27 protein-coding genes and 2 tRNA genes are annotated in these 26,748 nt (G+C 70.0%); 13 read left to right on the top strand and 16 right to left on the bottom strand.

Annotation, left to right across the window (positions count from 1 at the left end):
• Window positions 1-13: 13 nt before the first annotated feature.
• The 4 genes from rsrA to ACFY1L_RS39295 all read right to left on the bottom strand — a co-directional run bounded on the left by rsrA (window position 14) and on the right by ACFY1L_RS39295 (window position 2,731).
• Window positions 14-325, bottom strand: coding sequence for a mycothiol system anti-sigma-R factor (rsrA, locus tag ACFY1L_RS39310; RefSeq protein WP_361264437.1), 312 nt, complete (start codon window positions 323-325; stop codon window positions 14-16).
• The gene (gene sigR / locus ACFY1L_RS39305) at window positions 322-1,005 is read right to left on the bottom strand and encodes an RNA polymerase sigma factor SigR (RefSeq protein ID WP_388835746.1); all 684 of its coding nucleotides are present in this window, start codon (window positions 1,003-1,005) and stop codon (window positions 322-324) included. The genes rsrA and sigR overlap by 4 nt, the downstream gene beginning before the upstream one ends.
• A gap of 258 nt (window positions 1,006-1,263) precedes the next feature.
• Window positions 1,264-1,896, bottom strand: a complete 633-nt coding sequence (locus ACFY1L_RS39300) for an alpha/beta family hydrolase (RefSeq protein ID WP_388836306.1) — start codon at window positions 1,894-1,896, stop codon at window positions 1,264-1,266.
• Between the two features lie 19 nt (window positions 1,897-1,915).
• On the bottom strand, window positions 1,916-2,731 hold the full coding sequence (locus ACFY1L_RS39295; protein ID WP_388835743.1) for an SOS response-associated peptidase: 816 nt from the start codon (window positions 2,729-2,731) through the stop codon (window positions 1,916-1,918).
• A 50-nt stretch (window positions 2,732-2,781) separates the two neighbouring features.
• Between ACFY1L_RS39295 and ACFY1L_RS39290 the strand changes: the two genes are divergently transcribed.
• From ACFY1L_RS39290 to ACFY1L_RS39275, 4 genes are all read left to right on the top strand, one after another.
• Window positions 2,782-3,504, top strand: coding sequence for a M50 family metallopeptidase (locus ACFY1L_RS39290; RefSeq protein ID WP_388835740.1), 723 nt, complete (start codon window positions 2,782-2,784; stop codon window positions 3,502-3,504).
• Window positions 3,505-3,627: 123 nt separating this feature from the next.
• Window positions 3,628-4,947: a 3-phosphoshikimate 1-carboxyvinyltransferase gene (gene aroA / locus ACFY1L_RS39285; protein ID WP_388835737.1), complete on the top strand. Its 1,320-nt coding sequence runs from the start codon at window positions 3,628-3,630 to the stop codon at window positions 4,945-4,947.
• 11 nt (window positions 4,948-4,958) lie between these two features.
• Window positions 4,959-5,969 carry a ribosome small subunit-dependent GTPase A gene (rsgA, locus tag ACFY1L_RS39280; RefSeq protein ID WP_388835734.1) on the top strand — a complete coding sequence of 337 codons (1,011 nt, stop codon included), beginning with the start codon at window positions 4,959-4,961 and terminating at the stop codon, window positions 5,967-5,969.
• A 76-nt stretch (window positions 5,970-6,045) separates the two neighbouring features.
• Window positions 6,046-6,369: a DMT family transporter gene (locus ACFY1L_RS39275; protein WP_388835731.1), complete on the top strand. Its 324-nt coding sequence runs from the start codon at window positions 6,046-6,048 to the stop codon at window positions 6,367-6,369.
• A gap of 138 nt (window positions 6,370-6,507) precedes the next feature.
• On the opposite strand, the gene ACFY1L_RS39270 is transcribed toward ACFY1L_RS39275, so the two are convergent.
• The gene (locus tag ACFY1L_RS39270; protein WP_388835728.1) at window positions 6,508-7,113 is read right to left on the bottom strand and encodes a TetR/AcrR family transcriptional regulator; all 606 of its coding nucleotides are present in this window, start codon (window positions 7,111-7,113) and stop codon (window positions 6,508-6,510) included.
• 201 nt (window positions 7,114-7,314) lie between these two features.
• On the opposite strand from ACFY1L_RS39270, the gene hisN reads away from it, so the two are divergent.
• The 6 genes from hisN (at window position 7,315) to ACFY1L_RS39240 (ending at window position 12,120) form a co-directional block, all read left to right on the top strand.
• The gene (gene hisN / locus ACFY1L_RS39265; RefSeq protein WP_388835725.1) at window positions 7,315-8,115 is read left to right on the top strand and encodes a histidinol-phosphatase; all 801 of its coding nucleotides are present in this window, start codon (window positions 7,315-7,317) and stop codon (window positions 8,113-8,115) included.
• 175 nt (window positions 8,116-8,290) lie between these two features.
• Complete coding sequence (locus ACFY1L_RS39260; RefSeq protein WP_388835722.1) at window positions 8,291-8,683, top strand: cyclic nucleotide-binding/CBS domain-containing protein; 393 nt, start codon at window positions 8,291-8,293, stop codon at window positions 8,681-8,683.
• 106 nt (window positions 8,684-8,789) lie between these two features.
• The gene (locus ACFY1L_RS39255; RefSeq protein ID WP_275781022.1) at window positions 8,790-9,206 is read left to right on the top strand and encodes a Fur family transcriptional regulator; all 417 of its coding nucleotides are present in this window, start codon (window positions 8,790-8,792) and stop codon (window positions 9,204-9,206) included.
• Window positions 9,207-9,338: 132 nt separating this feature from the next.
• Window positions 9,339-10,106 carry an ABC transporter ATP-binding protein gene (locus ACFY1L_RS39250; RefSeq protein WP_388835719.1) on the top strand — a complete coding sequence of 256 codons (768 nt, stop codon included), beginning with the start codon at window positions 9,339-9,341 and terminating at the stop codon, window positions 10,104-10,106.
• Window positions 10,103-10,963: an ABC transporter permease gene (locus ACFY1L_RS39245; RefSeq protein ID WP_388835716.1), complete on the top strand. Its 861-nt coding sequence runs from the start codon at window positions 10,103-10,105 to the stop codon at window positions 10,961-10,963. The genes ACFY1L_RS39250 and ACFY1L_RS39245 overlap by 4 nt, the downstream gene beginning before the upstream one ends.
• Before the next feature lie 11 nt (window positions 10,964-10,974).
• A complete protein-coding gene (locus ACFY1L_RS39240; RefSeq protein ID WP_388835713.1) occupies window positions 10,975-12,120 on the top strand; it encodes an ABC transporter substrate-binding protein in 1,146 nt (381 codons plus the stop codon).
• A 59-nt stretch (window positions 12,121-12,179) separates the two neighbouring features.
• Here ACFY1L_RS39240 and ACFY1L_RS39235 read toward each other — a convergent pair.
• The 4 genes from ACFY1L_RS39235 to ACFY1L_RS39220 form a co-directional block, all read right to left on the bottom strand.
• Window positions 12,180-12,253, bottom strand: a tRNA-Met gene (locus ACFY1L_RS39235).
• Between the two features lie 85 nt (window positions 12,254-12,338).
• Window positions 12,339-14,150, bottom strand: coding sequence for a tetratricopeptide repeat protein (locus ACFY1L_RS39230; RefSeq protein ID WP_388835711.1), 1,812 nt, complete (start codon window positions 14,148-14,150; stop codon window positions 12,339-12,341).
• Window positions 14,151-14,354: 204 nt separating this feature from the next.
• Window positions 14,355-14,428: transfer RNA gene (locus tag ACFY1L_RS39225), tRNA-Met, on the bottom strand.
• Between the two features lie 43 nt (window positions 14,429-14,471).
• Window positions 14,472-17,435: a UPF0182 family protein gene (locus ACFY1L_RS39220; protein WP_388836303.1), complete on the bottom strand. Its 2,964-nt coding sequence runs from the start codon at window positions 17,433-17,435 to the stop codon at window positions 14,472-14,474.
• Window positions 17,436-17,598: 163 nt separating this feature from the next.
• Here ACFY1L_RS39220 and ACFY1L_RS39215 point away from each other — a divergent pair, with 163 nt between their 5' ends.
• Window positions 17,599-18,141 (top strand): PPA1309 family protein, encoded by a 543-nt coding sequence (locus tag ACFY1L_RS39215; RefSeq protein WP_388835708.1) that lies wholly within the window; start codon window positions 17,599-17,601, stop codon window positions 18,139-18,141.
• A gap of 9 nt (window positions 18,142-18,150) precedes the next feature.
• On the opposite strand, the gene ACFY1L_RS39210 is transcribed toward ACFY1L_RS39215, so the two are convergent.
• The 4 genes from ACFY1L_RS39210 to ACFY1L_RS39195 all read right to left on the bottom strand — a co-directional run bounded on the left by ACFY1L_RS39210 (window position 18,151) and on the right by ACFY1L_RS39195 (window position 21,277).
• The gene (locus ACFY1L_RS39210; protein WP_388835705.1) at window positions 18,151-19,245 is read right to left on the bottom strand and encodes a PDZ domain-containing protein; all 1,095 of its coding nucleotides are present in this window, start codon (window positions 19,243-19,245) and stop codon (window positions 18,151-18,153) included.
• A gap of 51 nt (window positions 19,246-19,296) precedes the next feature.
• Complete coding sequence (locus tag ACFY1L_RS39205; RefSeq protein WP_388835702.1) at window positions 19,297-19,461, bottom strand: hypothetical protein; 165 nt, start codon at window positions 19,459-19,461, stop codon at window positions 19,297-19,299.
• Between the two features lie 120 nt (window positions 19,462-19,581).
• Window positions 19,582-20,043: a molybdenum cofactor biosynthesis protein MoaE gene (locus ACFY1L_RS39200; RefSeq protein WP_388835699.1), complete on the bottom strand. Its 462-nt coding sequence runs from the start codon at window positions 20,041-20,043 to the stop codon at window positions 19,582-19,584.
• Between the two features lie 121 nt (window positions 20,044-20,164).
• Window positions 20,165-21,277, bottom strand: a complete 1,113-nt coding sequence (locus ACFY1L_RS39195) for an SDR family oxidoreductase (RefSeq protein ID WP_361264389.1) — start codon at window positions 21,275-21,277, stop codon at window positions 20,165-20,167.
• A 192-nt stretch (window positions 21,278-21,469) separates the two neighbouring features.
• Here ACFY1L_RS39195 and ACFY1L_RS39190 point away from each other — a divergent pair, with 192 nt between their 5' ends.
• Both ACFY1L_RS39190 and ACFY1L_RS39185 read left to right on the top strand, forming a co-directional pair.
• Entirely contained in the window at window positions 21,470-22,918 is a 1,449-nt protein-coding gene (locus ACFY1L_RS39190; protein WP_388835696.1) for a zinc-dependent metalloprotease, read from the top strand.
• Window positions 22,915-23,436, top strand: a complete 522-nt coding sequence (locus ACFY1L_RS39185; RefSeq protein ID WP_388835693.1) for an NUDIX hydrolase — start codon at window positions 22,915-22,917, stop codon at window positions 23,434-23,436. The genes ACFY1L_RS39190 and ACFY1L_RS39185 overlap by 4 nt, the downstream gene beginning before the upstream one ends.
• A gap of 64 nt (window positions 23,437-23,500) precedes the next feature.
• Here ACFY1L_RS39185 and ACFY1L_RS39180 read toward each other — a convergent pair whose 3' ends face one another.
• From ACFY1L_RS39180 to ACFY1L_RS39170, 3 genes are read right to left on the bottom strand one after another with little or no spacing between them, the layout of a single operon-like run.
• Window positions 23,501-24,256, bottom strand: coding sequence for an AIM24 family protein (locus ACFY1L_RS39180; protein WP_388835690.1), 756 nt, complete (start codon window positions 24,254-24,256; stop codon window positions 23,501-23,503).
• Window positions 24,257-24,274: 18 nt separating this feature from the next.
• Window positions 24,275-24,955, bottom strand: coding sequence for an AIM24 family protein (locus tag ACFY1L_RS39175; RefSeq protein WP_388835687.1), 681 nt, complete (start codon window positions 24,953-24,955; stop codon window positions 24,275-24,277).
• A gap of 11 nt (window positions 24,956-24,966) precedes the next feature.
• Window positions 24,967-26,655, bottom strand: coding sequence for a TerD family protein (locus ACFY1L_RS39170; protein ID WP_388835684.1), 1,689 nt, complete (start codon window positions 26,653-26,655; stop codon window positions 24,967-24,969).
• Window positions 26,656-26,748: the final 93 nt, after the last annotated feature.

The raw sequence follows: 26,748 nt of genomic DNA, 5'->3' as shown, positions 1-26,748 counted from the left end.
GGCGCGCGGGAGTTCAGGACTCCTGCGGCGTCACGGGCGACGCGGTGATGTCGTGCTCGGGCACGGCCTGCCCGGAGCGGATCAGGTCGAGCCGCCCCAGGACCTTGGCGCGCAGGTCGCTCGGCACGTCGTCATGCCCGCAGCACCGCTTGACCAGCTTCTTCACGGCCTGCTCCAGGCCGTACTTCTCCAGGCACGGCGAGCACTCCGTGAAGTGCTGCTTGAACTTGTCGCGGTCGACGTCCGGCATCTCACTGTCGAGGAACTCGTAGAGATGGTCGAGTACCTCACTGCAGTCCGTCTCGTGCGGCTCTCCGCAGCTCATGAGCCCGAGCCTTTCGCTTCGTCCGACTCTCCGGCGCCGGCCGGGACCAGGCCGCGCTCGCGCGCGTAGTCCTCGAGCATGCCGCGCAGTTGACGGCGGCCCCGGTGCAGCCGGGACATCACCGTACCGATGGGTGTCCCCATGATGTCCGCGATCTCCTTGTACGCAAAGCCCTCAACGTCGGCGAGGTACACGGCGATACGGAATTCCTCGGGGATCGCCTGGAGTGCTTCCTTCACGTCCGAGTCGGGCAGGTGGTCGAGCGCCTGCGACTCCGCGGAGCGCAGACCGGTCGACATGTGCGACTCGGCACGGGCGAGCTGCCAGTCCTCGATCTCCTCCGCCGCCGACCGCTGCGGCTCACGCTGCTTCTTGCGGTAGGAGTTGATGAAGGTGTTGGTGAGGATCCGGTAGAGCCACGCCTTGAGGTTGGTGCCTTCACGGAACTGGTGGAAGGACGCGTACGCCTTCGCGTACGTCTCCTGCACCAGGTCCTCTGCGTCCGCCGGGTTGCGCGTCATGCGCAGCGCGGCCGAGTACATCTGGTCGAGGAATTCGAGCGCGTCCCGCTCGAAGCGCGCAGTGCGCTCCGCGGTCGTCTCCGCGCTGACGCCCTGGCCCTCGGGCAGCTCCGCCTGGCCGTTGTCGGTCCCTGCGTCGATCCCAGTGACCGGACCCACCTCCTCAAGATTCCGGGCAGCACCGAAACCGGTCCCACCAGAATCGGAGGATAGACGACTACCCGTCCCCGCCGCCCCTCGAATAGGGGTGGTCTTGGCCGCAGTCAGCACCGTCCAGTCCAGGTCAGTGCGGCTGCTGCGGCTCGGGCAGATGGTCGAACCCATGCGGCGGACTTCCTCTCCTACGACGATCGGTGCTGGTGGTTCAGCACTTCTGTCCGCCTCAACAGAGGTACGGTCCGCAACATTCCCGGGCCTTTACCCGAGTGACCCGGCCCACTTCGCGACCGAATCCGTGATGATCGCCACGGCGTCCTCCTGGGTGATCGCGGCCCTCTTCGGCACGGCGAACCCGTGATCGCCGTTGGGTACCTCGACCAGCTCGTACGTTCCCTCGGGGAACTCCTCCGGCTTCCCGAAGGGGTCGTTCCCTCCCTGCACGACGAGGGTGGGCACCCCCGATCCGAGCAGCTCGTCGGCGCGGGACTTCTCGGGCCTGCCCGGCGGGTGCAGTGGGAAGCTGAGCGCGAGGACGGCACGGGCGCCCAGCTCGACGGCCGTACGACAGGCCACACGGGCTCCGGCGCTGCGGCCGCCGGAGATCACCGGCAGCCCGGGCTTGGCCAGCGCGGGCCAGATGCCACGCCACCCGATGTCCAGCGTCTTCGGCGCGGGCGCCAGCTTCTTGCCGGCCACCCGCCAGGGCTGCTCGACGAGCGCGACGCTCACGCCGTGCCCGGGCAGCACCGCGGCCAGCGCCTGCAGGTCCCGCGCCCCGATGCCGCCGCCGGCGCCGTGGCTCACCGCCAGCACGAGCCGGGCGGCCTTCCTCGCCGGGTGCCAGGTGATGCGGGCATCCCCGGCATCCGTACCAATGATCTCGGTCGTCACGTCGGACTCGTTCGTCACATCAGAAAAGTGTGCCCTCTTCGGGGCCCTCGAGCTCCTTCAGCAGCTCGGGGCCGTTGTTGCGGACGTTGCTGACGGCCGTGGAGACCGGATAGGCGCGCATCAGGCCGGGCGGGGGCGGGGCGAGGAGGCCGCGCAGGTCGTCCAGGTCGGTGCGGGAGGGGTCGAGCCAGGAGTCCCAGCGGTCGGGCGTCAGCATCAGCGGCATCCGCGGGTGGATCTCGGCGAGCGCGTGCGGGCCCTCGGCGGGGGCCACGGCGAGCGGGCTCGTCTCGGCCTCCGTGGTGATGACGGAGCAGGTCACCCACCAGGACTGCGGGTGGTCGTCCGGCAGGGTCTTGTCCCGCCAGAACTCGTACAGCCCGGCCATCGCGAAGACGGACCCGTCGGCGGGCAGCACGAAGTACGGCTGCTTGCGCGGCCGCTTCTTCTTCCCCTCGACCTCCAGGTCCCGCTCACCCTTGCCGGTGACCCACTCGTAGTAGCCGTCGGCGGGGATGATGCAGCGCCTCGACATGAAGGCCTTCTTGTACGACGGCTTCTCGTGGACGGTCTCCGCGCGGGCGTTGATCATCCGCGCACCGCCCTCCGGGGTCTTCGACCAGCTCGGCACGAGCCCCCACTTCAGCTTCCGCAGCTGCCGAACCGGCCGCGGGTCCTCCACGTCCTTAAGAGGGCGGTCGAGGACGGCGTAGACCTCCTTGGTCGGGGCCACGTTGTAGTCGGGCGCCAGGGTCTCCTCGGGCTCCCACTTCTCGATCTCAAAGATTCCTGCGAGATCCTCTGGCCCACGACTTGCTGCATACCGTCCGCACATACGTGCCACACTGCCAGATTCGACGAGACCTACGGGAGCCACCGCCGACAATGGACAGCACCGCTATCGCCTCGCTCTCCTCCCTCTGGGACAGGGTCTTCGGCACCCAGCCCGACCCCGACATGTGGGTGGTGGTCGCGACCCTCGTCGCCGCGCTCGCCGTGATCGTCCCGCAGGGCCTGTGGCGCATCTTCCGCAACGCCATCACCATCGCCCACGAGGGCGGCCACGGTCTGGTCGCGCTGCTCACCGGCCGCCAGCTCACCGGCATACGCCTGCACTCCGACACCAGCGGCCTCACCGTCAGCCGCGGCAAGCCGCACGGCCTCGGCATGATCCTCACCGCGGCCGCCGGCTACACCGCTCCCCCGCTCCTCGGCCTCGGCGGCGCGGCCCTGCTCGCCGCGGGTCACATCACCCTGCTGCTGTGGCTGGCGACGGCCCTGCTGGTGGCGATGCTGGTGATGATCCGCAACGCGTACGGCGCCCTGACGGTGGTGCTGACAGGGGGCACGTTCCTGCTGGTGTCGTGGCTGGCGGGCCCTCAGGTGCAGGCGGCGTTCGCGTACGCGGTGGTGTGGTTCCTGTTGGTGGGTGGAGTGCGCCCGGCGTTCGAGCTGCAGGCGAAGCGGATGCGAGGGGGTGCCGGGGACTCGGACGCGGACCAGCTGTCGCGACTCACACACGTGCCGGCGGGGCTGTGGCTGTTCCTGTTCCACGCCGTGTCCCTGTGCTCGCTGATAGGTGGCGGCAGGTGGCTGCTGGAGGTGTGATGCAGCCCCGAAGGGGCGCATCACAGGGGCGCGCGGCTGTACCGGCTTGCGGCTTGGCCGCGTGGGCGCGACCAGCCGCAACGGCGCCGCACCGGACGAACCGCCTCCTTATAAAGTGAACCCATGGCCCAAAACCCCGCCGCACAAACCGCCCTCTGGCCCGCCCCCCACGCGAGCGGAGCCGTCGACGCGACGGTCCACGTGCCGGGGTCCAAGTCGGTCACCAACCGCGCCCTCGTCCTCGCCGCGCTCGCCTCGGAGCCCGGTTGGCTGCGCCGCCCCCTCCGCTCCCGCGACACCCTGCTGATGGCCGGCGCCCTGCGCGCCATGGGCGTCGCCATCGAGGAGGGCGTCGGCCCCGACGGCACCGGCGAGACCTGGCGCGTCCTGCCCACCGGCCTGCACGGCCCGGCCACGGTCGACGTCGGCAACGCCGGCACCGTGATGCGCTTCCTGCCCCCCGTCGCCGCGCTCGCCGACGGCGAGATCCGCTTCGACGGCGACCCGAGGTCGTACGAGCGCCCCCTGAACGGCGTCATCGACGCCCTGCGCGTCCTCGGCGCCCGTATCGACGACGACGGCCGGGGCACGCTGCCGCTGACCGTGCACGGCGGAGGTGCGCTGGACGGCGGTCCCGTGGAGATCGACGCCTCGTCGTCGTCCCAGTTCGTGAGCGCCCTCCTGCTGTCCGGCCCCCGCTTCAACCAGGGCGTCGAGGTCCGTCACGTCGGCTCCTCGCTGCCCTCCCTCCCGCACATCCGCATGACGGTCGACATGCTGCGCGCGGTCGGTGCCCAGGTGGACACCCCCGAGTCGGGCGGCGAGCCGAACGTGTGGCGGGTGACGCCGGGTGCGCTGCTCGGCCGGGACCTGACCATCGAGCCCGACCTGTCCAACGCGCAGCCCTTCCTTGCCGCCGCCCTGGTCACCGGCGGCAAGGTCGTGATCCCCGACTGGCCGGCCCGTACCACCCAGCCCGGCGACAAGCTGCGGGAGATCTTCACCGAAATGGGCGGTTCCTGCGAACTCACCGAGTACGGGCTGGAGTTCACCGGTTCGGGTGCGATCCACGGTATTGACGTGGACCTGGGCGAGGTCGGCGAGCTGACCCCGGGCATCGCGGCGGTCGCCGCCCTCGCGGACTCCCCCTCCACCCTTCGGGGCGTGGCCCACCTGCGGCTGCACGAGACGGACCGGCTGGCCGCGCTCACCAAGGAGATCAACGAGCTCGGCGGTGACGTCACCGAGACCGCCGACGGCCTGCACATCCGCCCGCGCAAGCTGCACGGCGGGATCTTCCACACGTACGAGGACCACCGCATGGCGACGGCCGGCGCGATCATCGGCCTCGCGGTCGAGGGCGTGCAGATCGAGAACGTGGCGACGACGGCGAAGACCCTGCCGGACTTCCCCGACCTGTGGACCGGGATGCTCGGGGCGTAGGGACTTCCGCCATGCGCCGCTACGGCAAGCACACCGACGAGGACGACATCCGCTCCCGCCCGAACCGCAAGGGCAACCGGCCCCGGACGAACATCCGGCCCAAGCACGAGGAAGCGGTCGAGGGCATGATCCTCACCGTCGACCGGGGCCGTCTGACCTGCCTGGTCGAGGACCGGGTCGTCATGGCGATGAAGGCCCGCGAACTGGGCCGCAAGGCCGCCGTCGTCGGAGACCGGGTGGCCATCGTCGGCGACCTCTCCGGCCAGAAGGACACCCTGGCCCGCATCGTCCGCATCGAACCGCGCACCTCCGTACTGCGCCGCACGGCCGACGACGACGACCCGTACGAGCGGGTGGTCGTCGCCAACGCCGACCAGCTGGCGATCGTCACGGCCCTGGCCGACCCGGAACCCCGCCCCCGCCTGATCGACCGCTGCCTGGTCGCGGCGTACGACGGCGGCCTCACCCCGCTCCTCGTCCTCACCAAGTCGGACCTGGCCTCCCCCGACGAACTCCTGGAGCTGTACGGGGCGTTGGGCGTCCCCTACGTCGTCACCAGCCGGGAGGAGCTGGAGAGCGGCGAGGCGGTGGACCGCGTACGCAAGCAGCTGGACGGCAAGACGACGGCGTTCGTCGGGCACTCGGGCGTGGGCAAGACGACCCTGGTCAACGCGCTGGTCACACAGGACCGACGACGCAGTACCGGCCATGTCAACGCCGTCACGGGCCGCGGCCGGCACACCACGACCTCGGCGCGCGCGATCCCCCTGCCGGAGAGTGCGGGCTGGGTCATCGACACCCCCGGCGTCCGCTCCTTCGGTCTGCACCATGTGGACCCGTCCCGGGTCATCAAGGCCTTCCCCGACCTGGAGCCGGGCACGGAGGGCTGCCCCCGCGCATGCAGTCACGACGAGCCGGACTGCGCGCTGGACGAGTGGGTGGCCGAGGGCCACGCGGACCCGGCGCGCCTGTACTCGCTACGTCGGCTGCTGGCGACGAGGGAGCGCAAGGAGGGCGACTGACCTCCGCGTTGTTTGTGGGGCCGCGAGTCCGGTAAGTGCATAATCGCACCGAGCCGGACATACGGGAGGACAGCACATGGCGTGGCTGCTGGTGGTGGTGGCCGGGTTGCTCGAAACGGGTTTCGCCGTGTGCCTCAAGCTCTCCCACGGCTTCACCCGCCTGTGGCCAACGATCGCGTTCTGCATCTTCGCCCTGGGCAGCTTCGGCCTCCTGACCCTCTCCCTGAAGAAACTCGACGTCGGCCCCGCCTACGCGGTGTGGACCGGCATCGGCGCTGCGGGCACGGCGATCTACGGCATGATCTTCCTCGGCGACCTGGTGTCGACCCTGAAGATCGTCTCGATCAGCCTGGTCATCGCGGGCGTCATCGGCCTGCAACTCTCCGGTTCCTCCCACTAGCCGAACCAGGCCGACGCCGAGCTTCGGGGCGCCGGAGCCGGCGGACCGCGACTGCACGCAGATGGGCGGGCCGAAGTAGCCGACCGGCTCACGTAGTTGGTCGGCTCCGGTGGTGGGTCGGCCCGGCTCAGGCAGCCGTCACGCCATCTGCCGCGGCAGCGCCGTCCGCACCAACTCCCCCACCCCGCCCTCACCCGGCGGCGCCGCCACGCACGACAGCGCCAGCCGGACGACCAGTTCGCAGGAGCGGGCCAGGTCCGCGGCGTCCGACTTGAGCGTGCCGGGCCCGGCCAGCACCGCCACGGCCCGGTCGCGGACGATCGCCACGAAGTCGCCGGGCGAGGGCAGTGGGCCGTCCGCCCGCCGCTGGGCCGGCACGGCCGAGGAGGACGGCACCGCGGACAGCGTCGGCGAGGGCAGGCGCTCGCTCCAGCAGCCGGTGAGCATGGCCCGTACGAGCGCGTTCTCGCGGGCCGTGGACGCGGTCCACTCGGCGGTGGCGGTCAGTCGTTCGCGGGCGTCGCTGTGCGTGGCGAGCGCGCGCTCGACGCCGGCGAGATAGCCGTCCGCCTCCCTTCTCACCAGCGCCCGGGCAAGGCCCTCCTTGCTGCCGAACTCGTTGTAGAGGGTCTGCCGGGACACTCCGGCCGCCGCGGCGACGTCCACCATCCGTACGGCGGACCACGGTCGGCGCGCCAGCGCCGTGTACGCGGCGTCCAGTAGGGATTCCCGCGCTGCAGGCATCATCGCCTCCCTGGGGCGAGCGGCTCTGCGCCCAGATTTGACGCGCACGGGGGCACTGTCAAGGGTTCGCGAGAGTGCGGAGGGGCGCCCTTCGGTCACCGTGTGCCGCCACCCGTCGATCACCGTGTGCCGCCAAGTGCGGCCAAACCGTGAGCAAGGCCCGGTGGCCCCGTGCCGACCTCGCCGGATAGCGTTCGTTCCATGCCGGACTACCAGGACGACCTCCGCTTCGCCCACGTTCTCGCGGACGCCGCCGACGCGGCAACGATGTCGCGCTTCAAGGCCCTCGACCTCAAGGTCGAGACGAAGCCGGACATGACCCCGGTGAGCGAAGCGGACAAGGCGGCGGAAGAAGTCATCCGCGGCCATCTACAGCGCTCCCGCCCACGGGATGCGATCCTCGGCGAGGAGTACGGCGTCCAGGGCACCGGCCCCCGCCGCTGGGTGGTCGACCCGATCGACGGCACCAAGAACTACGTACGGGGCGTCCCGGTCTGGGCCACTCTCATCTCCCTGACCGAGGCGGCCGAGGGCGGCTACCAGCCCGTCGTCGGCGTGGTCTCCGCCCCCGCGCTGGGCCGCCGCTGGTGGGCCGCGAAGGGGCACGGCGCGTTCACCGGCCGCAGCCTCACCTCGGCCTCCCGCCTGCACGTCTCCCGTGTCTCGAAGCTGCAGGACGCCTCCTTCGCGTACTCCTCGCTCTCCGGCTGGGAGGAGCAGGGCCGCCTGAACGGCTTCCTGGACCTGACCCGGGAGGTGTGGCGCACGCGCGCGTACGGCGACTTCTGGCCCTACATGCTGGTCGCCGAGGGCGCGGTCGACATCTGCGCCGAGCCGGAGCTCTCCCTGTGGGACATGGCCGCCAACGCGATCGTCGTGACCGAGGCGGGCGGCGCCTTCACCGGCCTCGACGGCCGCCCGGGCCCGCACAGCGGCAACGCGGCCGCGTCGAACGGCCTGCTCCACGACGAGCTGCTGGGTTATCTCAATCAGCGCTACTGATCCACCCGGCGCTACTGAGCAGTACCCGTAAAGACACAGATGAGCGCGTGCGCCCTCAATTGGCCGCACGCGCCCTCTTGTTGACCCCCGCTTTACCTGCGACTCTGAGAGTCCCCCCACTTGTGAACTTGTGAATCCCTGAACAAAGTGGATTCCTTTGGAGGTGGCTCCGTCCATGCTCGTCCGCGACGCCATGAGCACGGTGGTCCTGACCATCGGCCCCGCCCACACACTCCGCCAGGCCGCTGCCCTGATGTCCGCCCGCAGGGTCGGCGCGGCCGTGGTCCTCGACCCCGACGCCGGCGGCATCGGCATCCTCACCGAACGCGACATCCTCAACTCGGTCGGCCTCGGCCAGGACCCGGACTCCGAACGCGCCCACGCCCACACCACCAACGACGTCGTCTTCGCGGCCCCGTCCTGGACGCTGGAGGAGGCGGCGCACGCCATGGCCCACGGCGGTTTCCGCCATCTCATCGTCCTCGACCGCGGCGAGCCCGCGGGCATCGTCTCGGTCCGCGACATCATCCGCTGCTGGGCGCCGGCCCGACAGCACGTGCCCGCCTGAACACGCAGGGGGACCAGAAAGCTACATTGGACTTGATCCAAGTCGAGCAGGCATCCAAACTCACACCTGTTCGGAAAATGGTCCCCCTGCTGTTAGGCTGGGTTTCATGAGCGACCTTCTGGAACGACTGCGCGGCCGCGGATGGCGGATGACCGCGCAGCGGCGCGTCGTGGCCGAGGTCCTCGACGGCGAACACGTCCATCTGACGGCCGACGAGGTCCACTCCCGGGCCGTCGCCAAGCTGCCGGAGATCTCCCGGGCCACGGTCTACAACACCCTCGGCGAGCTGGTCTCCCTCGGCGAGGTGCTCGAGGTCTCCACGGACAAGCGTGCCAAGCGGTACGACCCGAACGCGCACCGGCCGCACCACCACCTGGTCTGCGCCCAGTGCGGCGCGATCCGCGACGTCCACCCGAGCGGCAACCCGCTCGCCGACCTCCCCGACTCGGAGCGCTTCGGCTTCAAGGTCTCCGACGTCGAGGTCACCTACCGCGGCATCTGCCCGAACTGCGCGGCGGCGTAGCACTCCTGCACGAAGCCCCGGCCCCTTTGGGCGCCGGGGCTTCGTGCTGTCTACAGGCTTCCCGAATCTGACGGTCCGTCATATCGTCGTGCGGCACCCCCCTCTCCGTACCGAACTCCGCAAGGAGCAACCGTGGGAGATCCGCACCCAAAACTCCACGCCACCGATCTGACCCGTACCTTCGGCCGCCCGCCCCACACCGTCGACGCCCTCGGCCCCCTCGATCTCACCGTCGCCCCGGGCGAGTTCGTCTGCCTGGTCGGCCCGTCGGGCTGCGGCAAGTCGACGCTGCTGCGCATCGCCGCGGGCCTGCTGCGGCCGAGCACGGGCACGTTGTCCATCCGCACCGACAGCCCGCGTCCGGCCGCCATGATCTTTCAGGACTACGGCATCTACGACTGGAAGTCGGTCCGCGCCAACGTCCGTTTCGGCCTGGACATCGGCCGCGTCCCGCGCCGCGAGGCGAACGCGCGCGCCGACGTCTGGCTGGCCCGCATGGGCCTGTCCGACTTCGCGCACGCCTACCCGGCGACCCTCTCGGGCGGTATGCGCCAGCGCGTGGCGATAGCCCGTGCGCTGGCGGTCGAGCCCGAACTCCTCCTGATGGACGAGCCGTTCGCGGCGCTCGACGCCCAACTCCGCACGATCCTCCAGGACGAGCTCCTGGAGCTCACCCAAACGACCCGCACCACAACGCTGTTCATCACGCACAGCCTGGAGGAGGCGATCGTCCTCGGCGACCGCGTCCTGGTGATGTCCGCCCGCCCGGGCCGGATCATCGCGGAACATCGCCCGCCGTTCCCACGGCCACGCACGGGAGACGTACGCACCACACCCGAGTTCACGGCCCTCAAGAGCGAGCTGTGGGACCTGCTGCGGAAGGAGGCGGCACCGGCATGACCACGATCGCCCCGGACCGGGAATCGGTCCTGATCCGCCGCCCGGGTCCGGAGGAACTCCATCCCGTACGCGCCCACCGCCGCAGGCGGGCCCTGGAACTGTCCCTGGCGGCAGCCGTCCCGGTCCTCCTGGTCCTCCTGTGGCAACTGGCCGCCGCCCAGGCCTGGATCGACAGCCGTGTCTACCCGGCCCCGTCCACGATCCTCGCCGACGGCTGGGACCGGGCCGCGGCCGGCGAGTTGTGGCCGGACGTGTGGGCGACGCTCAAGCGCGTCCTGGCGGGCTATGCGATCGGTACGGCGGCAGGCTACGCGCTCGGCCTCCTGATGGGCTCCCTGTCCCTGGTCCGCGCGGCCCTCGAACCCCTCCTGGACGCCCTGTACGTCGTCCCGAAACTGGCCCTGCTGCCGATCTTCCTCAACATGTTCGGCCTGGGCGAGGGCCCGCAGGTGGCTCTGGTGGCGGCGACGGTCTTCTTCTTCGTCTGGATCTCCACGATGTCGGCGGTGATCGCGATCCCGTCCGGCCACCGCGACGCGGGCCGCGTCTTCGGCGCCTCCCCCTGGCAGATGTTCCGGCACGTCCTGCTGCCCGCCTCGCTCCCCTCCGTCCTGGTCGGCGCGCGGATCGCGGCGGGAGTGGCGGTGCTGGTGATCGTCGCCTCGGAACAGATCGCCGCGACCAACGGCCTGGGCCACCTGATCTTCGACTCCCGCGCACTGTTCCAGAACGACGTGATGTTCGTCGGCATCGTCTGCGTGGCCGTACTCGGGGTGCTGTTCTCCGAACTGGTGCGGATCGCGGGCCGCTTGCTGACCCCATGGGCACCACGCGACCGCGGAAGGGGCCAGTCATGAGGGAACGGGCCATGAGAAGGCGCACATACGGCGGTGCGGTCACCGCAGTCGCCGTACTGCTCGCGTCGGCGGCGTGCTCCTCGTCGCCGTACTCGGACGGCACCGGGGCGAAGGCAGGCCCCGGAGCCCGCACCGTCGGCCCGGTCGACGGCTGCGGCAAGGCGTCCTGGACGGACCCCGCCGACCTCTCGACGGACCGCGTACCGGCCCGCTGCGAGCCGCTCGCCCCCGCCGCGCAGCCCCTCCGCAAGGCACGCAAGCTGACGATCGCGACGGGAACGCTGAGCGCGGAGTACGTCCCCCCGCTCGAAGTCGCCCTGGACAAGGGCGAGTTCAAGGCGGAGGGGCTGGACGTCACGCTCAAGGTGCTGCCGACGCCGGACGCACTGCCCCTGCTGGCCAAGGGGGACGTAGACGCTCTCTGGGCGGCCCCGGAGGCGGCGGTCATGAACGGCATCAAGGGCGGCTTCGACATCAAGTGGGTCGCGGGGAACTTCTCGCCGGACCCGAAGTCGAAGAGCGGCCTGTGGGCGCGGCTGAAGAAGGGCGAGACGGCGACACAGGTCCCGATGGCGGGCCGCACGCTCGGCACGATGATCGGCAAGGGTTCCGTGATCGCGTACCCCATGCAGAAGGCCCTCGCCCAGCACGGCGGCGGCCTGGACAAGATCCAGTACCGCCAGCTGGGCTCCGCGGACGTCCTCACCGCGCTGCAGAACGGCGGCGTCGACTCGGCCTGGCTCCTTGACCCGGTCTGGCGCAAGGTCGACGGCAAGGCGGGCTACGCCTTCCTCGGCGGCCAGCCGCCGGGCGAACCACTGGGCGGCATGCTGTACGGCCGCACGCTGCTGAACGACGACGTGGACGCGGGCGTGGCCCTGCTCAGGGCCTACATCCGCACAGTGAACACGTACTTCGCGTCGAACTACAAACAGGACGCGAGCTTCGTCACATACCTGTCCAAGCTCCTGAAAATCGACAAGTCGATCCTGAAGTCCACTCCGCCCCTCCGCATGGACTGGGAGATCCGCAAGAACACCACGACCCGCCTCCAGTCCGCCTACGCGGCCCAGGGCGCCGAGCAGGGAGACCCGCTGCCGGAGTCGAAGACGGTGGATCGTGCCTTGTACGAGGAGGCGGTGGGCCACACCCCGTAGTTCCGCGGATACGCCAAGGGCCGGAGTCCAGTGACTGGACTCCGGCCCTGAGCCTTGAGTAGCGGGGACAGGATTTGAACCTGCGACCTCTGGGTTATGAGCCCAGCGAGCTACCGAGCTGCTCCACCCCGCGTCGGTGAACTGAACGTTACGTGAAGGACGCGGCCAGAGGCAAATCGCTTTTCGGGGGCCCCGGCTGATGGCAGTCGTGCCACTGCTTACGCAGACAGCTCCTGCCGCAGGGCGTCCCGCAGCCGCGTGGCCCGCTCGGACACCGACGCCGGCCCCAGCGTCACCGCCCGATCCGCCCACCGCTGCCCTTCCGCGAGCTCACCCCGACGCGCGTAGACCAGGGCCAGCCGGAGCGCCGCCCGCCCGTGCCCCGCGTCGGCGGCCCGCGTCCACCACACCGCCGCCTCGGGCTCACTCCCCTCCCGGGCCAGCAGCAGCCCCAGATTGAAGGCGCCGTTGCGGGACCCGGCCTCGGCCGCCGTCCGGTACCACCGGGCCGCCTCCACCACGTCTCCCCGGGCCGCGGCCATCATTCCCACCCGCACCTGCGCCCGCCGGTGCCCCTGGGAGGCCGCCCGCTCGTACCACTCCTCGCACTCGCTCTTCTCGTGCACCGACTCCCCGAGCTCATGGGCGGGCTCCGGCGGCCGCCGCGCATCGAGCACGGTCGCCAGCCGGTACGCCGCCTCCGCGCTGCCGCCCCCGGCCGCACACCGCAGATGCCGCTCGGCCGCCGGCTCGTCCCCGTCCCGCAGCCGGGCGATGCCGACCTGCAGCGCGGCCTCCGTGTGCCCGGCGGCAGCGGCGCGCTCGTACCACCGCAGCGCGTCCGCGTCCTCGCCCCGCCCGGCGTGCAGAATCCCCAGGTTGAACGCGGCGTCGACGCTCCCCGCCTCGGCAGCCTTGGAGAACCACGGCTCGGCGCCCGTGGCGTCCCCGCCCTGCAGCAGCAGAATGGCGAGCGCGTTGGCCGCCTCCCGGTGCCCGGCGTATGCGGCCCGTCGGTACCACTGCTCGGCCTGTGCGGTCCGGCCCTGCTCGGCGCAGAGCAGCCCCAGGTTGTAGGCGCCGTTGTCGTCGCCGGCGTCCATCGCCGCGCGGTACCACCGCTCGGCGGTCTGCGTCTCCCCGCGCTCGGCGTGCAGCGCGCCCAGCGCGTTGGCCGCATTGCCGTCGCCGTCCTGCGCGGCCCTGAGCCACCACACGGCGGCACTCTCGGTGTCCCCGGCGTCCCGCAGCAGGAACCCGAGCGCGCACGCGGCGCGCGCCTCGCCGTCCTTGGCGGAGGTCAGATACCAGCGCCCGGCTTCCTTGAGCTCCCCGCGCTTCTCCAGGATCGCCCCGAGGTGCAGCGCGGCCCGCCGGTGCCCGCGCGCGGCGGCCTGCCGGTAGAACTGCTCGGCCTGGGCCAGCAGTTCGACACCGTTGTCAGACCCGCTCTCGCCCTCACCCACGGCCCTGCGATCAAGCACACGCGCCAGCCGGTACGCCGCCTCGCGGTGCCCGCGTTCCGCCGCGGCCCGCATCCAGTCCTCGGCCCCGCCGCCCCCGCGGTGCTCCAGCAGATCGGCGAGTGCGTACGCCCCCAGGGCGTGACCCTGCTCGGCGGACTGCCGCAGCCAGTACTCGGCGGCGGGCTCGTCCCCGCGCTCGCGGTGGTGCCGTCCCAGTGCGTGCGCGGCCGCGGCGGACCCGGCGACGGCGGCGATCCGCCACCATCCGGCGGCCTCGTCGGCATATCCGCGCTGATGAAGAAGGACCCCCAGGTTGTTGGCGGCGGCGCGGTCGCCCGCGGCGGTGGCGGCACGCAGATGGGGCTCGGCTCCGTCGAGATCACCGCGGCGCAGCAGCATGGCCCCGAGGACACTCATCGCCTCGACGTCGCCGGCTTCCGCCGCGAGCCGCTGACGAACTTCCTCGATGGCCTCCTCAGCCACCTCCCCGGCTTCGCCCGGTTCGGAAGGCTGCACAAATCGCCCTGTCTCGAACAGAGTTGCCTTGTCCCCCATAACGTCCATCGTCGCACCACCTGCAACCTGGGTACACCTGGTATACCGCAGCCAGTGAGGTCACTTCAGCGTTTTGTCGACATGCCCACAGAGAGACAAGTCAAACACAGTTCTCCCAACTCCCCACGGCGGCACGTCCATCCCCCGGGTCGGCACATGCGTTCGCACATGCCGAAGGCCCGGATCCTTGAGGATCCGGGCCTTCGACTGCAGTAGCGGGGACAGGATTTGAACCTGCGACCTCTGGGTTATGAGCCCAGCGAGCTACCGAGCTGCTCCACCCCGCGTCGTTGTTCGGCAACCGTATCACGACGCGGGGTGGGCCCTTGATCAGCCGCTGCCGGAGCTCTTGCTCGGGCTCGGACTGCTGCTCGGCTTACTGCTGGGACTGCTGCTCGGGCCGGCACTGCTGCCGCCCGTGCCGCTGCCGCCGCCGGTCTTGTCGGCCTTGGTCTGCGCCTCCTCGGCCCGCTTGAGCGCGGCCTCGAGGTCCTTCTGCGCCTCGCCGTACGCCTCCCAGTCGTTCTTCTTCAGGGCTTCCTGGCCGGCGTCGAAGGCCTTCTGGGCGTCCTTCAGCGCCTGTTCCACCGTGGGATTGGTGGACGTCGGCGGTTTGGTGGTCCCCTCGTCCGGTGGCGTGGTGGTCGAACCCTCCGCTCCGAAGACCTTGTTGAGGGCCTGCCCGAGTGTGTCCTCGAAGGCGTAGCTGGTGCCGTAACTCACCAGGACCTTCCGCAGCAGCGGGTACTTGAGTCCACCACCGCGTACGTAGACGGGCTCCACGTAGAGCAGTCCTCCGTCGAGTGGCACCGCCAGCAGATTGCCGTACTCGACGTCCGAATGGCCTCTGCTCAGCAGGCTGATGGTCTCGGCGATGTCCTGTTCGGAGTTGAACTGGCTCTGAACCTGTTTGGGCCCGTTGACCGTTGTGTCCGTCGGCAGTTTCAGGAGTCTGATCTTGCCGTAGTCGGTTGTGCCCGCCTCGGAGTCGACCGCCATGAACGCGCTCAGGTTGTCACGGCCGTTGGGCGTGAAGGTGGTCGTCAGCGAGAACGCCTGCGCCGGCTGGTCGGGCATCTTCATGCTCAGGTAGTACGGCGGCACCGCGTTGCCCGACTTGTTGGTCGGGTCGTCGGGCACCTGCCACACCTCCGAACCGCTCAGGAACGTCTGCGCGTTGGTGACGTGGTAGCGGCTCAGCAGCTCGCGCTGGACCTTGAACAGGTCCTGCGGGTACCGCAGATGGGCCAGCAGGTCGTTCGAGATGGCGGTCCGCGGCTTCACCGTGCCCGGGAAGGCCTTCATCCAGGTCTTCAGGACCGGGTCCTCGGTGTCCCACTGGTAGAGGCTGACCTGGCCGGTGTACGCGTCGACGGTCGCCTTCACCGAGTTGCGGATGTAGTTGACCTGGTTCTGCTGGGCCACCACCGCGCGCGAGTTGTTCGTCGCGGTCAGCGAGTCGGCCGTCGTGTCACCGAGGGTCGTACGCGAGGCGTACGGGTATCCGTTCGTCGTCGTGTACGCGTCGACGATCCACTGGATACGGCCGTTCACCACCGCCGGGTAGGCGTCGCCGTCGATGGTCAGCCAGGGCGCCACCGCCTCGACGCGCTCCTTGGGGGTGCGGTTGTACAGGATCCGCGAACCCTCGCCGATCGCACCGGAGTAGAGGATCTGCGGCTCGTTGAACGCCACCGCGTACGCGGCCCGGTTGATCGGGTTGGCGAGGTTGACGCCGCTCTTGGCCGTGTAGCTGGTGGTCTTCTCGCCGTTGTCGTCGGAGTAGTCGATCTCCTTCTGGGGACCGCCGACGATGGAGTAGGTGGTGGTCTTCTCGCCGTAGTAGACCCGCTGCTGGTACGTGCCCAGGTTGCCCTTGGACGGCAGGTTGTACTCGGTGAAGACCGGGCGGCCCTCGGAGTCGGCCTCGGTGCCCTTGGCGGCGACCACGCCGTATCCGTGGGTGTAGCGGAAGTGGTCGTTGATCCAGTTGTTCTTCGGGATGCCGTTGAGGTTCAGCTCCCGCAGACCGATGACCGTGTCCTGGTCCTTGCCGTCCTTGGAGTACCGGTCGACGTCGAGGTTGGTCGGGAACGCGTAGTAGTTCCGCATCTGCTGGAGCTGCTGGAACGTCGGCGAGACGACGTTCGGGTCCATGATCCGGATGCTTGCCGCACTGTCGACGTCGTCACGCAGCTTGGTCTTGTCCTTGGTCGTACTCGTCCCCGAGTACTCCGTGACCTTCGTGTCGTCGATGCCGTACGCCTCGCGCGTCGCCTTCAGGTTCTTCTGGACGTACGGCGCTTCCTTGGCCTGCTCGTTGGGCTGGACCTGGAACTTCTGGACGATCGCCGGGTAGAGCCCGCCGATCAGGATCGCCGAGAGCACCATCAGGCCGAAGCCGATCATGGGCAGCTGCCAGGTGCGCCGCCACAGGGTGGCGAAGAACAGCAGCGCGCAGATGACGGCGATGCAGAACAGGATGGTCTTGGCCGGCAGGTAGGCGTTCGCGTCGACGTACCGGAGGCCCGTCCAGTTGTCCGTGGCCTTGAAGTCGCTGGACTTGACCGCAAGTCCGTACCGGTCGAGCCAGTAGGCGACCGCCTTCAGGGCGACGAAGATGCCGAGCAGCACCGAGAGATGACCGGTGGCGGCGGCGGTGGCACGCGCGCCCGGGGAGGTGATCCTGAGGCCGCCGTAGAGGTAGTGGGTGAGCGCGGCGGCGATCAGGGAGAGGATCGCGGCGGCGAAGCCGAAGCCGAGCAGGAAGCGGTACCAGGGCAGGTCGAAGGTGTAGAAGGAGATGTCGAGGTGGAACTGCGGGTCCTTCTGGTGGAAGGGCACGCCGTTGACCCACATCAGCCAGGTGCGCCACTGGCTCGACGCCGAGGCGCCGGCGATCAGCCCGACGAGCGAGGTGAGCCCGAGCAGCAGCCACTTCTTGTACGGCGCGATGCCCATCCGGTAGCGGTCGAGGCTCTGCTGTTCCATCGACATGGCGCTCAGCGGCGGCCGCAGCCGGTGCGCCAGCCAGATGTTGAAGCCGACCGCGAGGGCCATCAGCAGGCCGAAGACGAAGAACAGTCCGATCTTCGTCCACAGCGTGGTCGTGAAGACGGACGAGTACTTCACGGAGCGGTACCAGAGCCAGTCCGTCCAGAAGCCCGCGAACATGGTGAACGCCATGCCGAGCACGGCAAGGACGCCCAGTGTCATGAGCAGGGTCCGGACGCGCCGGGACGGGCGGCCCACTCTGATCCGTGGCCCCGTCGGGCCTCCGCCGCGGTCCGGCATCTGGAAAGCCAAGGTGCGCACCTCGAAGTCGCTGTCGGTTCGTCAGGCCCGCGTGTTCGTGGACCTTCCGTGGCCCCCCGTGATCGTGGGCCCACACCTATGCAACTTACTCACCGTTTACTCGGTTCCCGATTCCGGCCATGAACGAGGCAGGATTGTGACCATGTCCAACACTCCCATGGCAGCGAGCCCGCTCACCCGGGCCGTACTCGAGATCGACGAGTACGCCTCCGGCCTCGGCTGGGACCAGCCCGCCCGCCTCTTCGCCCTCGTAGACACCGCTCGGCTGCGGACCCAGGAACCCGCTCTCGCGGCCCAGCTCGGTCTGGAGGACGAGTCCGAGAGCGCCGGTCTCACCCCGATCGAGCAGGAGGAGATCCCGGCCGGCAAGCCGCTGGACGAGTTCCTCGCCACGATCGCCTGGCCCGACGCGGTGGCCGGCTGCGCGCTCACGGTGGAGCGGCTGATGCTGCCGCCGTCCGCCGAGGCGTCCGTCCCTCAGGGGCTGGACGAGGCCCGGCTGGCGAAGTGGGTGGCCGAGCATCCGGACCGTCACGAGGTCCGGATGACGGTGGCGGTCCTGCGGGACGGTACGCGTGACTCGGCGCTGCGTCTGCGCGAGAAGGACACCCCGACGGAGGTCCTCACGGGCGGGGACCTGGTGCCGGGTCTGGCCCAGGCGCTGGCGGCGACGTTCGAGGAGTAGCCGGTCCGGCTACTTAGCCGTGCACTTCGGCAGGTCGGCGGTGTTGCCGCTGCGGATGTCCTTGAGTGCGCCGAGGGCGTCGTCGATGGTGTTCACCTTGACGAGCCTGAGGCCGCTCGGGGTGTCCTTGGCGGCGGCCGCGCAGTTCTCGGCGGGGGTCAGGAAGTACCGGGCGCCCTTGTTGCGCGCGCCGACCGTCTTCATCTCGATGCCGCCGATGGGGCCGACCTTGCCGTCGTCGTCGATCGTCCCGGTGCCGGCGACGAACTTGCCGCCGGTGAGGCTGCCCGGGGTGAGCTTGTCGTAGATGCCGAGCGAGAACATCAGGCCGGCGCTCGGTCCGCCCACGTCGGCGAGCTTGATGTCGATGGCGAACGGGAACGTGTGGTCCGTCCCGGCGGAGATCCCGACGATGGCGCGCTTCTTGCCGCTGTCGTGGGATGTCGTCGACGTCATGGTGATGTTCTGGGTCCTGGTCGCCGTCTTGTTCTTCTTCTCGGCGGCGGCCTGCTCCTTGGCCGGCACGACCGTGAAGACGACGTCCTCGCCGGGCTTGTGCTTGGTCACGAGCTTCGCCACGTCGCCCGGTTCCTTCACGGCGGTGCCGTCGACGGCCTTGATCACGTCTCCGGCGTGCAGCTTGCCCTCGGCCGGCGAGTCCTTCACCACGGTCGAGACGATCACGAAGGACTTCACCGGGATGCCGAGTTCCTTCAGGGCGGCGACCTTGGCGCTCTCCTGGGACTGGCTGAACTCCTCGGCGTTCTCCTGGGTCGACTGCTCCTCGGTCTTGCCGTCCGGGTACAGCGTGTCGTGCGGCACGACCTTGTAGTCGTGCGCGAGCCACCCGTAGACGGCCTCGACCAGGTTCATGTTGTAGTCGGCGCTGGTGACCCGCACGGTGGTCATGTTCAGGTTGCCGCTGGTCGCGTAGGTCTTGTGTCCGGAGATCTGCAGCACCGGCTCGCCGTCGTGGTCGCCGAGCGTGTTCACGGTCGGCCCGGGGGACATCTCCGAGTACGGCACGGTGATGAACACTCCCGCGCACAGGAGCGCGATCAGCATCAGGGTGGAGGCGAGCATCGTCGCGGTGCGGCGTGGCATGCCAAGACAGTACGGGACGTGTCTGTCAGCGCACCGTCAGCCCCACCTCTGTCATGTACCGGTGTGGGACTTCTCCATGGCTTCGCGGAAGCGGGCGTACCCGTCGAGCTCGGGTCCGTCGCCGCGCACCTTCCGGGTGCGGTTGGCCCAACTGCCCCACACACCGGCGCCGATCGCAGCGAGGAGAGGAATCAACAACCAGACGAGCGCCCCCATGCCGACCTCCGACCCCAGCGGGCAACCGCAAAGAACTGACTGATCAGCAGATTAACCAGTCACACTGACAACGCTCGCGTCAGGGGTGCGGTTACGCAACCGGAGTAGGGCGCAGGGGGATCAGCAGGCCCCGACCCACTCCTCCGTGCCGTCCGAGAACGTCTGGTGCTTCCAGATGGGCACTTCGTGCTTGAGATCGTCGATCAGCTTCCGGCAGGCCTCGAAGGCCTCTCCCCGGTGCGGACACGAGACGGCGACGACGACGGCGAGATCCCCGACGCTCAGGTCACCGATGCGGTGCACGGCGGCCAGGGCCCGCACCGGATACTCGGCGACGACCTTCTCGGCGATCCGCCGCATCTCGGCCTCGGCGCTGGGGTGGCACGAGTAGCCGAGCCGGTCGACATCGGCACCGCCGTCATGGTTGCGCACGGTCCCCACGAACAGCGCGGTCCCGCCGGCGGCCTCGTCCCCGACGGCCCGGAAGACCTCGTCCACGGACAGGGTCGTCTCGCGGATGCCGATCAACTTGATCGGGTCCTGAGCGGCCTGCTCACCGGGGTGATCGTTCATGGGTGCCATGCCTCCATCGTGCCCCACCCGCCAGAACGCGGGGAATAGCGTTTTCACCCGGCACACGCGCGTGCGGGTTTGGAGTGTCCTACAGGGCCCGGCTCCGCAGAAGGGACAGGTTCCCGGCCGTTCAGATCCGTCGCCGCGCCTTCCGCGCCCGCCGCACCACGGCAGCCGCGCCCAGCAGTGCCACCGTCGCCCCCGCGGCTCCGGCCGCGGTCGCGTCCTTGCGGCCCAGCCGCCGGCCGGCGACCGTGTGCCTGCCGGAGACCTCCTCAAGCAGCTCCGCGAGCACTTCCTCGTTGGTCCACTGGGGCCGCCATCCCGCGTCGTGCAGCCGGCTCCCGCTGACCACCCAGGGGTACATCGTGTACGCCAGGTCCCCGGCCGGGGAGGGTGTCAGCCCGATCCTGTGCAGCCGGGCCGCAGCGCCCAGCGCGACGGCGGACGGGAGCTCCATCCGCCGGATCCCGCTGAGCTCCTCGACCTCCTCCTGCTCGAGCCACCCGTCGCATCCGACGGCGAGTTCCCCGTCGACCTTCTCCAGGACGGCGTACTCCAGAGCGCTGCACAGATCCTCGACGTGGCAGAACTGCCAGGCGGGCCGCGACCCGGCGACGACAAGCAGCCGAGGTGACTCGAAGTACCTGGTCAGTGCGGTGTCGGTGCCTCCGACCAGCACCGCGGGGCGTACGACCGTGACGTTGAGCCCGGGGTGTGCGCGGGGGGCGCGTCGCGCGAGCCGCTCGATCTCCAGCAGGTCACCCACACCGGTGGCCTCCGCGGTCGCCCGCAGTTCGGCGTCCTCGGACAGCGGCAGCTCGTTGTCGGGCAGCGCGCCGTACACCATGGCGGACGTGCACAGCACGACGCGGTGGATCCCTGCCGCGGCGGCAGCCGTCAGCACGGTCTGTGTCCCCCGGACGTTGTAGGCCGTACGGGCGGCGGCATCGGTCTCCAGATCGAGATCGAGCGCCAGGTGCACCACCACGTCCGCGCCCCGCAGCTTGTCCGCGATGGCCGGATCCCGTACGTCCAGGATGTGCCACTGCGCCGCCGCGCACTCCCCGCGCCGCTCGTCGATGGCGATGACCTGCTTGATCTCGTCCGAGGCGACGAGCCGCTCGGTGAGCAGCGCGCCGATGCCGGAGGCGGCGCCGGTGACCGCGACGACGGGCCCGCGCGTGGCGGAATTGGTTGACTCGTTTCGCGCTGCGCGAACCTGCGGATCTGGGGAACTCACCGGGCGTCTCCAGCGGTTGTCTTCAGTAAGAACGCGAGTGACGCGTCCGTACCAGGTGGCATCCATCCTGCCGCAGGCCAAGAGTCGGCGAAGCACCGAGGCCCGAACCGCCCATGGTGTCTACGCTGGGTGGTGTTATCGGGCAGCCGTGCCGTCGGAGACAACCGGCGGCCTTACCAGCCGAGGAATCCCGTGAGTGACACCCCATTCGGATTCGGCCTTCCGCCGGAGGAGCCGGAAGACGGCGACGAGGGCAAGAAGAAGGACCAGCAGAGCGGTGGTGGTCAGGGCCCGGCCAACCCGTTCGGTTTCGGCGGGCTGCCAGGTGCCGGGGGCTTTGGCGGCCCCGGTGCGGACAACCCGCTCGCTGCCATGTTCGGTTCGCTGAACCCCACCGACCTGGGCGCGGCCTTCCAGCAGCTGGGCCAGATGCTCTCGTACGAGGGCGGTCCGGTGAACTGGGACATGGCCAAGCAGATCGCCCGCCAGACGGTCTCCCAGGGCACTCCTGACGGCACCAAGGACGCGAGCGTGGGCCCCGCCGAGCGCACCGCGGTCGAGGAGGCCGTGCGCCTGGCCGACCTGTGGCTTGACGACGCCACCTCTCTGCCGTCCGGGGCCGGCACCGCCGTGGCGTGGTCGCGTGCGGAGTGGGTCGAGGCGACCCTGCCCGCGTGGCAGGAGCTCGTCGACCCGGTCGCCGAGCGCGTCGGGGCGGCGATGGGCGACGTCCTGCCGGAGGAGATGCAGGCCATGGCGGGCCCGCTGATCGGCATGATGCGCTCCATGGGCGGCGCCATGTTCGGCACGCAGATCGGGCAGGCCGTGGGCGTGCTCGCGGGCGAGGTCGTCGGTTCCACCGACATCGGCCTGCCGCTCGGCCCGGTCGGCAAGGCCGCGCTGCTGCCGGTGAACATCGAGGGCTTCGGCAAGGACCTGGGCGTGCCCAAGGAGGAGGTGCGGCTGTATCTCGCCCTGCGCGAGGCCGCCCACCAGCGCCTGTTCGCGCATGTGCCGTGGCTGCGCTCGCACCTGTACGGCGCGGTCGACGGCTACGCGCGCGGGATCAAGGTCGACACGGCCAAGCTGGAGGACGTGGTCGGCCAGTTCGACCCGCAGAACCCCGAGCAGCTGCAGGACGCCCTCCAGCAGGGCATGTTCCAGCCGGAGGACACGCCCGCGCAGAAGGCCGCCCTGGCCCGTCTGGAGACGGCTCTGGCGCTCGTCGAGGGCTGGGTGGACGCGGTGGTGCACGCGGCGGCGAAGCCGCGTCTGTCGTCCGCGGACGCGCTGCGCGAGACGCTGCGTCGCCGCCGTGCGACGGGCGGCCCGGCGGAGCAGACGTTCGCCACGCTGATCGGTCTGGAGCTGCGCCCGCGCCGCCTGCGCGACGCCTCCCGTCTGTGGGCCTCGCTCACGGACGCGCGCGGGGTCGACGGCCGCGACGCCCTGTGGTCGCACCCGGACATGCTCCCGACGGCCTCCGACCTGGACGACCCGGACGGCTTCGTGCACCGCGAGCAGCTGGACTTCTCCGAGCTGGACAGGATCCTCGGCGAGGCGGCGGGCGGCTCCGCCGAGAAGCCGAACCTGAAGAAGGACGACGCCCCCGAGGACGACAAGGGCGACGACACCGAGTGAGCCTGTACGACGACGCGGTCCTCGTGCTCAAGGGGTACGAGGACCAGGAAGAGCTGCGCCAGGCCTATCTGGACCATCTGACGGCCCACCCGGACGGCATGTGGAAGGCCTGCCACGCGGGCCACATCACGGCGAGCGCCCTGGTGATCGATCCGTCACGGGACCGCGTTCTGCTGACCCTCCACAAGAAGCTGCAGATGTGGCTGCAGATGGGCGGCCACTGCGAGCCGGAGGACACCTCCCTGGAGGCGGCGGCCCTGCGCGAGGCCACGGAGGAGTCGGGCATCTCCGGGCTGACGCTGCTGCCGGGCGGCCCGGTCCGCCTCGACCGGCACCCGATCCCGGCACCGTGCCACTGGCACCTCGACGTCCAGTACGCGGCCGTGGCACCGCCGGGCGCGGTCCAGGAGATCAGCGACGAGTCCCTCGACCTGCGCTGGTTCGCATACGGAGAGGTCGCGGACGTGGCGGACGAGTCGGTCGTACGACTGCTGGAAGCAACGCGCTCCAGGCTGTGAGTCTCGGCAACGGGTAAGGGGCGCATGCAATTGCAGGCGCCCCTTACGTTGGATTACTGGACCCTCAGCTCCAGACGTTGCCCTGGTTCTGGGCCCGCGCACCGTGCTGCCCCATGCCGTACTGGGCGGCGAGGCCCTGTCCGATCTGGGCGTTCTGCGGCGGCAGCAGTTCACTCGGCTGGACCAACGCGAAGCCGCTGCCCATGAAGCTGAGCTCCCAGCCCTCACCGGTGTTGCCGCGACGCCGCCACACCCCGGAGGAGTGCGTCTGGGCCTGCATCTGGACGCGCAGCCCGGTCGACCAGGCGACGATCGCGTCGGCGTCGCAGTTGACGTACTTGTCGGGCGTCACCTGCATCATCAGCGGCGCGCCCGAGGTCATCAGGGCGACCTTGCCGCGGCCGGTGATGTTGAGCTGGTACTTCCCCGAGCCGGAGATGCCGTACTGGCTGTCGACGGCAATGACCTCGTGGTGCAGCGAGGAGTCCATCGCGAGGACGTAGCTGCTGTCGACCGTGAGGCCGTCCTGCTCCACGTCCATCACATGGATGTGCTGGGCGAGGTTGGCGAAGAAGACCGTGCCCTGCCCGTGGCAGCGCATCAGGCTGAGGCCCTCGCCGGTGTACGCACGCGCGCGTGCCTGCTGGTTGTTCTGGTACTCGGCGTCGAACTCGACGAGGCCCTGGTAGGCGACCATGGTGCCCTTGCGGGCGAGGATGTCGTCGTGGCCCTCCAGGGTGACGCGCAGCATCTGCTTGTTCTGCAGGCTGTAGCGCTCCTGGGACTGCGAGTCGTTGAAGGCGAAAAGCGGACTCTGCATGGCGTTTGTGGCTCCCCCTCAGCCCCGGAACCGCAGGCGGTCGGTGCTGTCCTCGCTGGGCTGGACGACGACGATGCCCTGACCGGAGAAGGCCATCTGGTAGGCCTCGCCGCTGCCGCGGCCGATCAGTGACTGCGCCTTGAAGCTGCGCTTGCCCTTCACCTTGAGGTTCGGGGACCAGGCGACGAGCGCGTCCGGGTCGACGTAGGTCTCGTCCTCGCCGCCACCGCAGTCGACGACGATCGGCTTGCCCCGGGAGGTCAGCGCGACCCAGCCCTGCCCGGAGATCTTGGTGTTCCACAGGCCCTGTCCGGCGAACTTGGCCAGGCCCTTGACCCGCTCCACGCCCCAGGTGAGGGACGCGTCGAACGCGAGCAGGTTGGTGGCGTTGACGGAGATGCCGTCGCCGTTGAGGTTGATCACGACGACGTCGGCGCCGTAGTCGGCGAGGTAGAGCAGGCCGTCGCCGGAGCACTTCATCAGGGGCGCGCCCTCGCCGGTCATCCAGTCGCGGGCGATCTGGCGCACGGCCGGCGGGTTGGGCTCGTACTGGATGAAGCCCTCGTAGGCGATCATCGACCCCACGCGCGCGAGGAGGTCGTTTCCGGTCTGCATGGCGACCTTCAGCATGTGGCTGCCGTGGTTCTCCATGCGGGCGGTGACGGGTGCGGGGGCGAAGCCCGCGAGCGGCTGGTTCATGACGGGCTCCCTCAGACCTCGTAGGGCTGGACGACGACGAAGTTGCCGGGGGCTGCCCGGAACTGCAGGTTGACGCTCTCGCCGGTGTCGCCCGGATAGGCGTTGCGCCGCATCCGCACCTGGCTGGAGACGATCACCTGGGCCGCGGCCGACCAGGCGACGACGGCGTTGCAGTCGGCGAAGGTGGTCGGCGTGACCGGCAGGACCACGGGCGTGCCGTGCGTCTTGACGACGATCGTGCCGGTGCCCTGGAACTGCATCGTGAACAGCGCGCCCCCGGGGATGCCGTGTCCCTCGATACGGCGGACCTCGTACTGGAGGCCCTCGTCGAAGGCGAGGACGTTCTCGGCGGAGACGCAGATCGCGTCGCCCTGGAGCTCGATCGGGTGCAGATGGGTGGAGTTCTCGGCGAGGAACACCTGGCCCTGGCCGCTGCAGCGCATCAGCTGCATCTCCTGGCCGGTCGCGTTGCCCACGAGCCGGCCGGCGAACCCGGCGCCCTTGTAGCTGAAGTCGACCTTGCCCTGGTAGAGCACCATGCTGCCCTGGCGGGCCAGCACGGACCCACCGCCGATGCCGAGATCGACGCGGACGAGCTTCTTGTTCTGCTGCGTCCAGCGCTGCCCGGTGGGCGTCTCCTTGAACTTCTGGAGTGCGGCGGACACACCGGCACCCTGGGGCGCGCCCTGGGGGATGCCCTGCGGTGCGCCGTAGGGGGCCTGCTGGCCGGGGACCTGGCCGAACGGGGGCTGCTGGCCGTATCCGGGAGGCGGCGTCGGCTGTCCGTAGCCGGGCGGCGGGGGCGGGGCCTGGGGTGCCTGGGGCTGGCCGTAGCCGGGCGGCGGTGGGGCGGTCTGGCCGGGAGGCTGGCCGTACGGCTGCTGCTGGGGCGGCTGGCCGTAGGGCGCGGGCGCCGGCGCAGGCGGGTGCACCTGACCGCCGCCGGGCGGCGTCATGGGCGCGATGATGGTGGGCGCGGCATGCACGTTCGGCGCGGGCGCCGGCGCAGGGGCCGGGGGCGGAGTCGCTCCCGGGGGCGGCGCGAAGCCCTGCGCCGCAGGCTGCGGGGCGGGGGCGGGTGCGGGGGCCGGGGCGCCGAATGCGGGCGGTGCGAAGCCGGGTGCGGCGCCGGTCTGCGGCTGCTGCGGGGCAGGTGCCGCAGGCGCCTCCTCCTCCATGACCTCGCCGCCGAAGTTCTTCAGCAGCGCCTCGAGGCCGCCGTCGAAGCCCTGTCCGACTGCCGCGAACCGCCACACGTCCTTCAGGTAGAAGTCGCCCAGCATCACGGCCCGTTCGGTGGAGAACTCCGAGCCGTTGAACGAGTAGCGGGCCACCTCCTCGCCGCCCGCGACGATGCGGATGTATCCGGGGGCGATCTGCGACATCTGCCCGGCACCGTCGAGCGTCGCCGTGAACGACAGCTTCTGGATCTGCGACGGGATCCTGTCGAGGGTGATCCGGAAGGACTCCGTGTCGCCCGCCTGGGTGCCCAGGAGCTGAATGGACTCCTCGGGAGACTTCGGCTGGTTGAAGAAGACGAAGTAGCGGTCGTCCGAGAGCCGTTCGTCGGCGTCGAGACCGAAGCAGCTGATGTCGAAGGTCAGTCCGGGGCCGCTGATCTGCACGCCTACGTACAGATCGGTGCCCGCGGTGAGGTCACTGATCTTGGCCTTGTGGCCGCGTTGGAATTCCCTGGCCATGCGTAACGACCGTCCCCCATCCCGAATGTGAGTGCGTCGCGCCAGGCTAACGGCAAACTCCGACATCGGATGAAGCCGGTACAGACCCGGTAC

The sequence above is a fragment of the Streptomyces sp. NPDC001663 genome (assembly GCF_042893105.1).
Classification (GTDB): Bacteria; Actinomycetota; Actinomycetes; order Streptomycetales; family Streptomycetaceae; genus Streptomyces.
This window is presented reverse-complemented; position numbering and strand designations above follow the sequence as displayed.

Excerpts from the sequence above, each read along its gene's own strand:
- rsrA (WP_361264437.1), bottom strand. The coding sequence starts at position 325 with ATGAGCTGCGGAGAGCCGCACGAGACGGACTGCAGTGAGGTACTCGAC.
- ACFY1L_RS39295 (WP_388835743.1), bottom strand. The coding sequence starts at position 2,731 with ATGTGCGGACGGTATGCAGCAAGTCGTGGGCCAGAGGATCTCGCAGGA.
- ACFY1L_RS39290 (WP_388835740.1), top strand. The coding sequence starts at position 2,782 with ATGGACAGCACCGCTATCGCCTCGCTCTCCTCCCTCTGGGACAGGGTC.
- aroA (WP_388835737.1), top strand. The coding sequence starts at position 3,628 with ATGGCCCAAAACCCCGCCGCACAAACCGCCCTCTGGCCCGCCCCCCAC.
- rsgA (WP_388835734.1), top strand. The coding sequence starts at position 4,959 with ATGCGCCGCTACGGCAAGCACACCGACGAGGACGACATCCGCTCCCGC.
- ACFY1L_RS39275 (WP_388835731.1), top strand. The coding sequence starts at position 6,046 with ATGGCGTGGCTGCTGGTGGTGGTGGCCGGGTTGCTCGAAACGGGTTTC.
- ACFY1L_RS39270 (WP_388835728.1), bottom strand. The coding sequence starts at position 7,113 with ATGCCTGCAGCGCGGGAATCCCTACTGGACGCCGCGTACACGGCGCTG.
- hisN (WP_388835725.1), top strand. The coding sequence starts at position 7,315 with ATGCCGGACTACCAGGACGACCTCCGCTTCGCCCACGTTCTCGCGGAC.
- ACFY1L_RS39260 (WP_388835722.1), top strand. The coding sequence starts at position 8,291 with ATGCTCGTCCGCGACGCCATGAGCACGGTGGTCCTGACCATCGGCCCC.
- ACFY1L_RS39255 (WP_275781022.1), top strand. The coding sequence starts at position 8,790 with ATGAGCGACCTTCTGGAACGACTGCGCGGCCGCGGATGGCGGATGACC.
- ACFY1L_RS39245 (WP_388835716.1), top strand. The coding sequence starts at position 10,103 with ATGACCACGATCGCCCCGGACCGGGAATCGGTCCTGATCCGCCGCCCG.
- ACFY1L_RS39240 (WP_388835713.1), top strand. The coding sequence starts at position 10,975 with ATGAGAAGGCGCACATACGGCGGTGCGGTCACCGCAGTCGCCGTACTG.
- ACFY1L_RS39230 (WP_388835711.1), bottom strand. The coding sequence starts at position 14,150 with ATGGACGTTATGGGGGACAAGGCAACTCTGTTCGAGACAGGGCGATTT.
- ACFY1L_RS39220 (WP_388836303.1), bottom strand. The coding sequence starts at position 17,435 with ATGCCGGACCGCGGCGGAGGCCCGACGGGGCCACGGATCAGAGTGGGC.
- ACFY1L_RS39215 (WP_388835708.1), top strand. The coding sequence starts at position 17,599 with ATGTCCAACACTCCCATGGCAGCGAGCCCGCTCACCCGGGCCGTACTC.
- ACFY1L_RS39210 (WP_388835705.1), bottom strand. The coding sequence starts at position 19,245 with ATGCCACGCCGCACCGCGACGATGCTCGCCTCCACCCTGATGCTGATC.
- ACFY1L_RS39205 (WP_388835702.1), bottom strand. The coding sequence starts at position 19,461 with ATGGGGGCGCTCGTCTGGTTGTTGATTCCTCTCCTCGCTGCGATCGGC.
- ACFY1L_RS39200 (WP_388835699.1), bottom strand. The coding sequence starts at position 20,043 with ATGGCACCCATGAACGATCACCCCGGTGAGCAGGCCGCTCAGGACCCG.
- ACFY1L_RS39180 (WP_388835690.1), bottom strand. The coding sequence starts at position 24,256 with ATGCAGAGTCCGCTTTTCGCCTTCAACGACTCGCAGTCCCAGGAGCGC.
- ACFY1L_RS39175 (WP_388835687.1), bottom strand. The coding sequence starts at position 24,955 with ATGAACCAGCCGCTCGCGGGCTTCGCCCCCGCACCCGTCACCGCCCGC.
- ACFY1L_RS39170 (WP_388835684.1), bottom strand. The coding sequence starts at position 26,655 with ATGGCCAGGGAATTCCAACGCGGCCACAAGGCCAAGATCAGTGACCTC.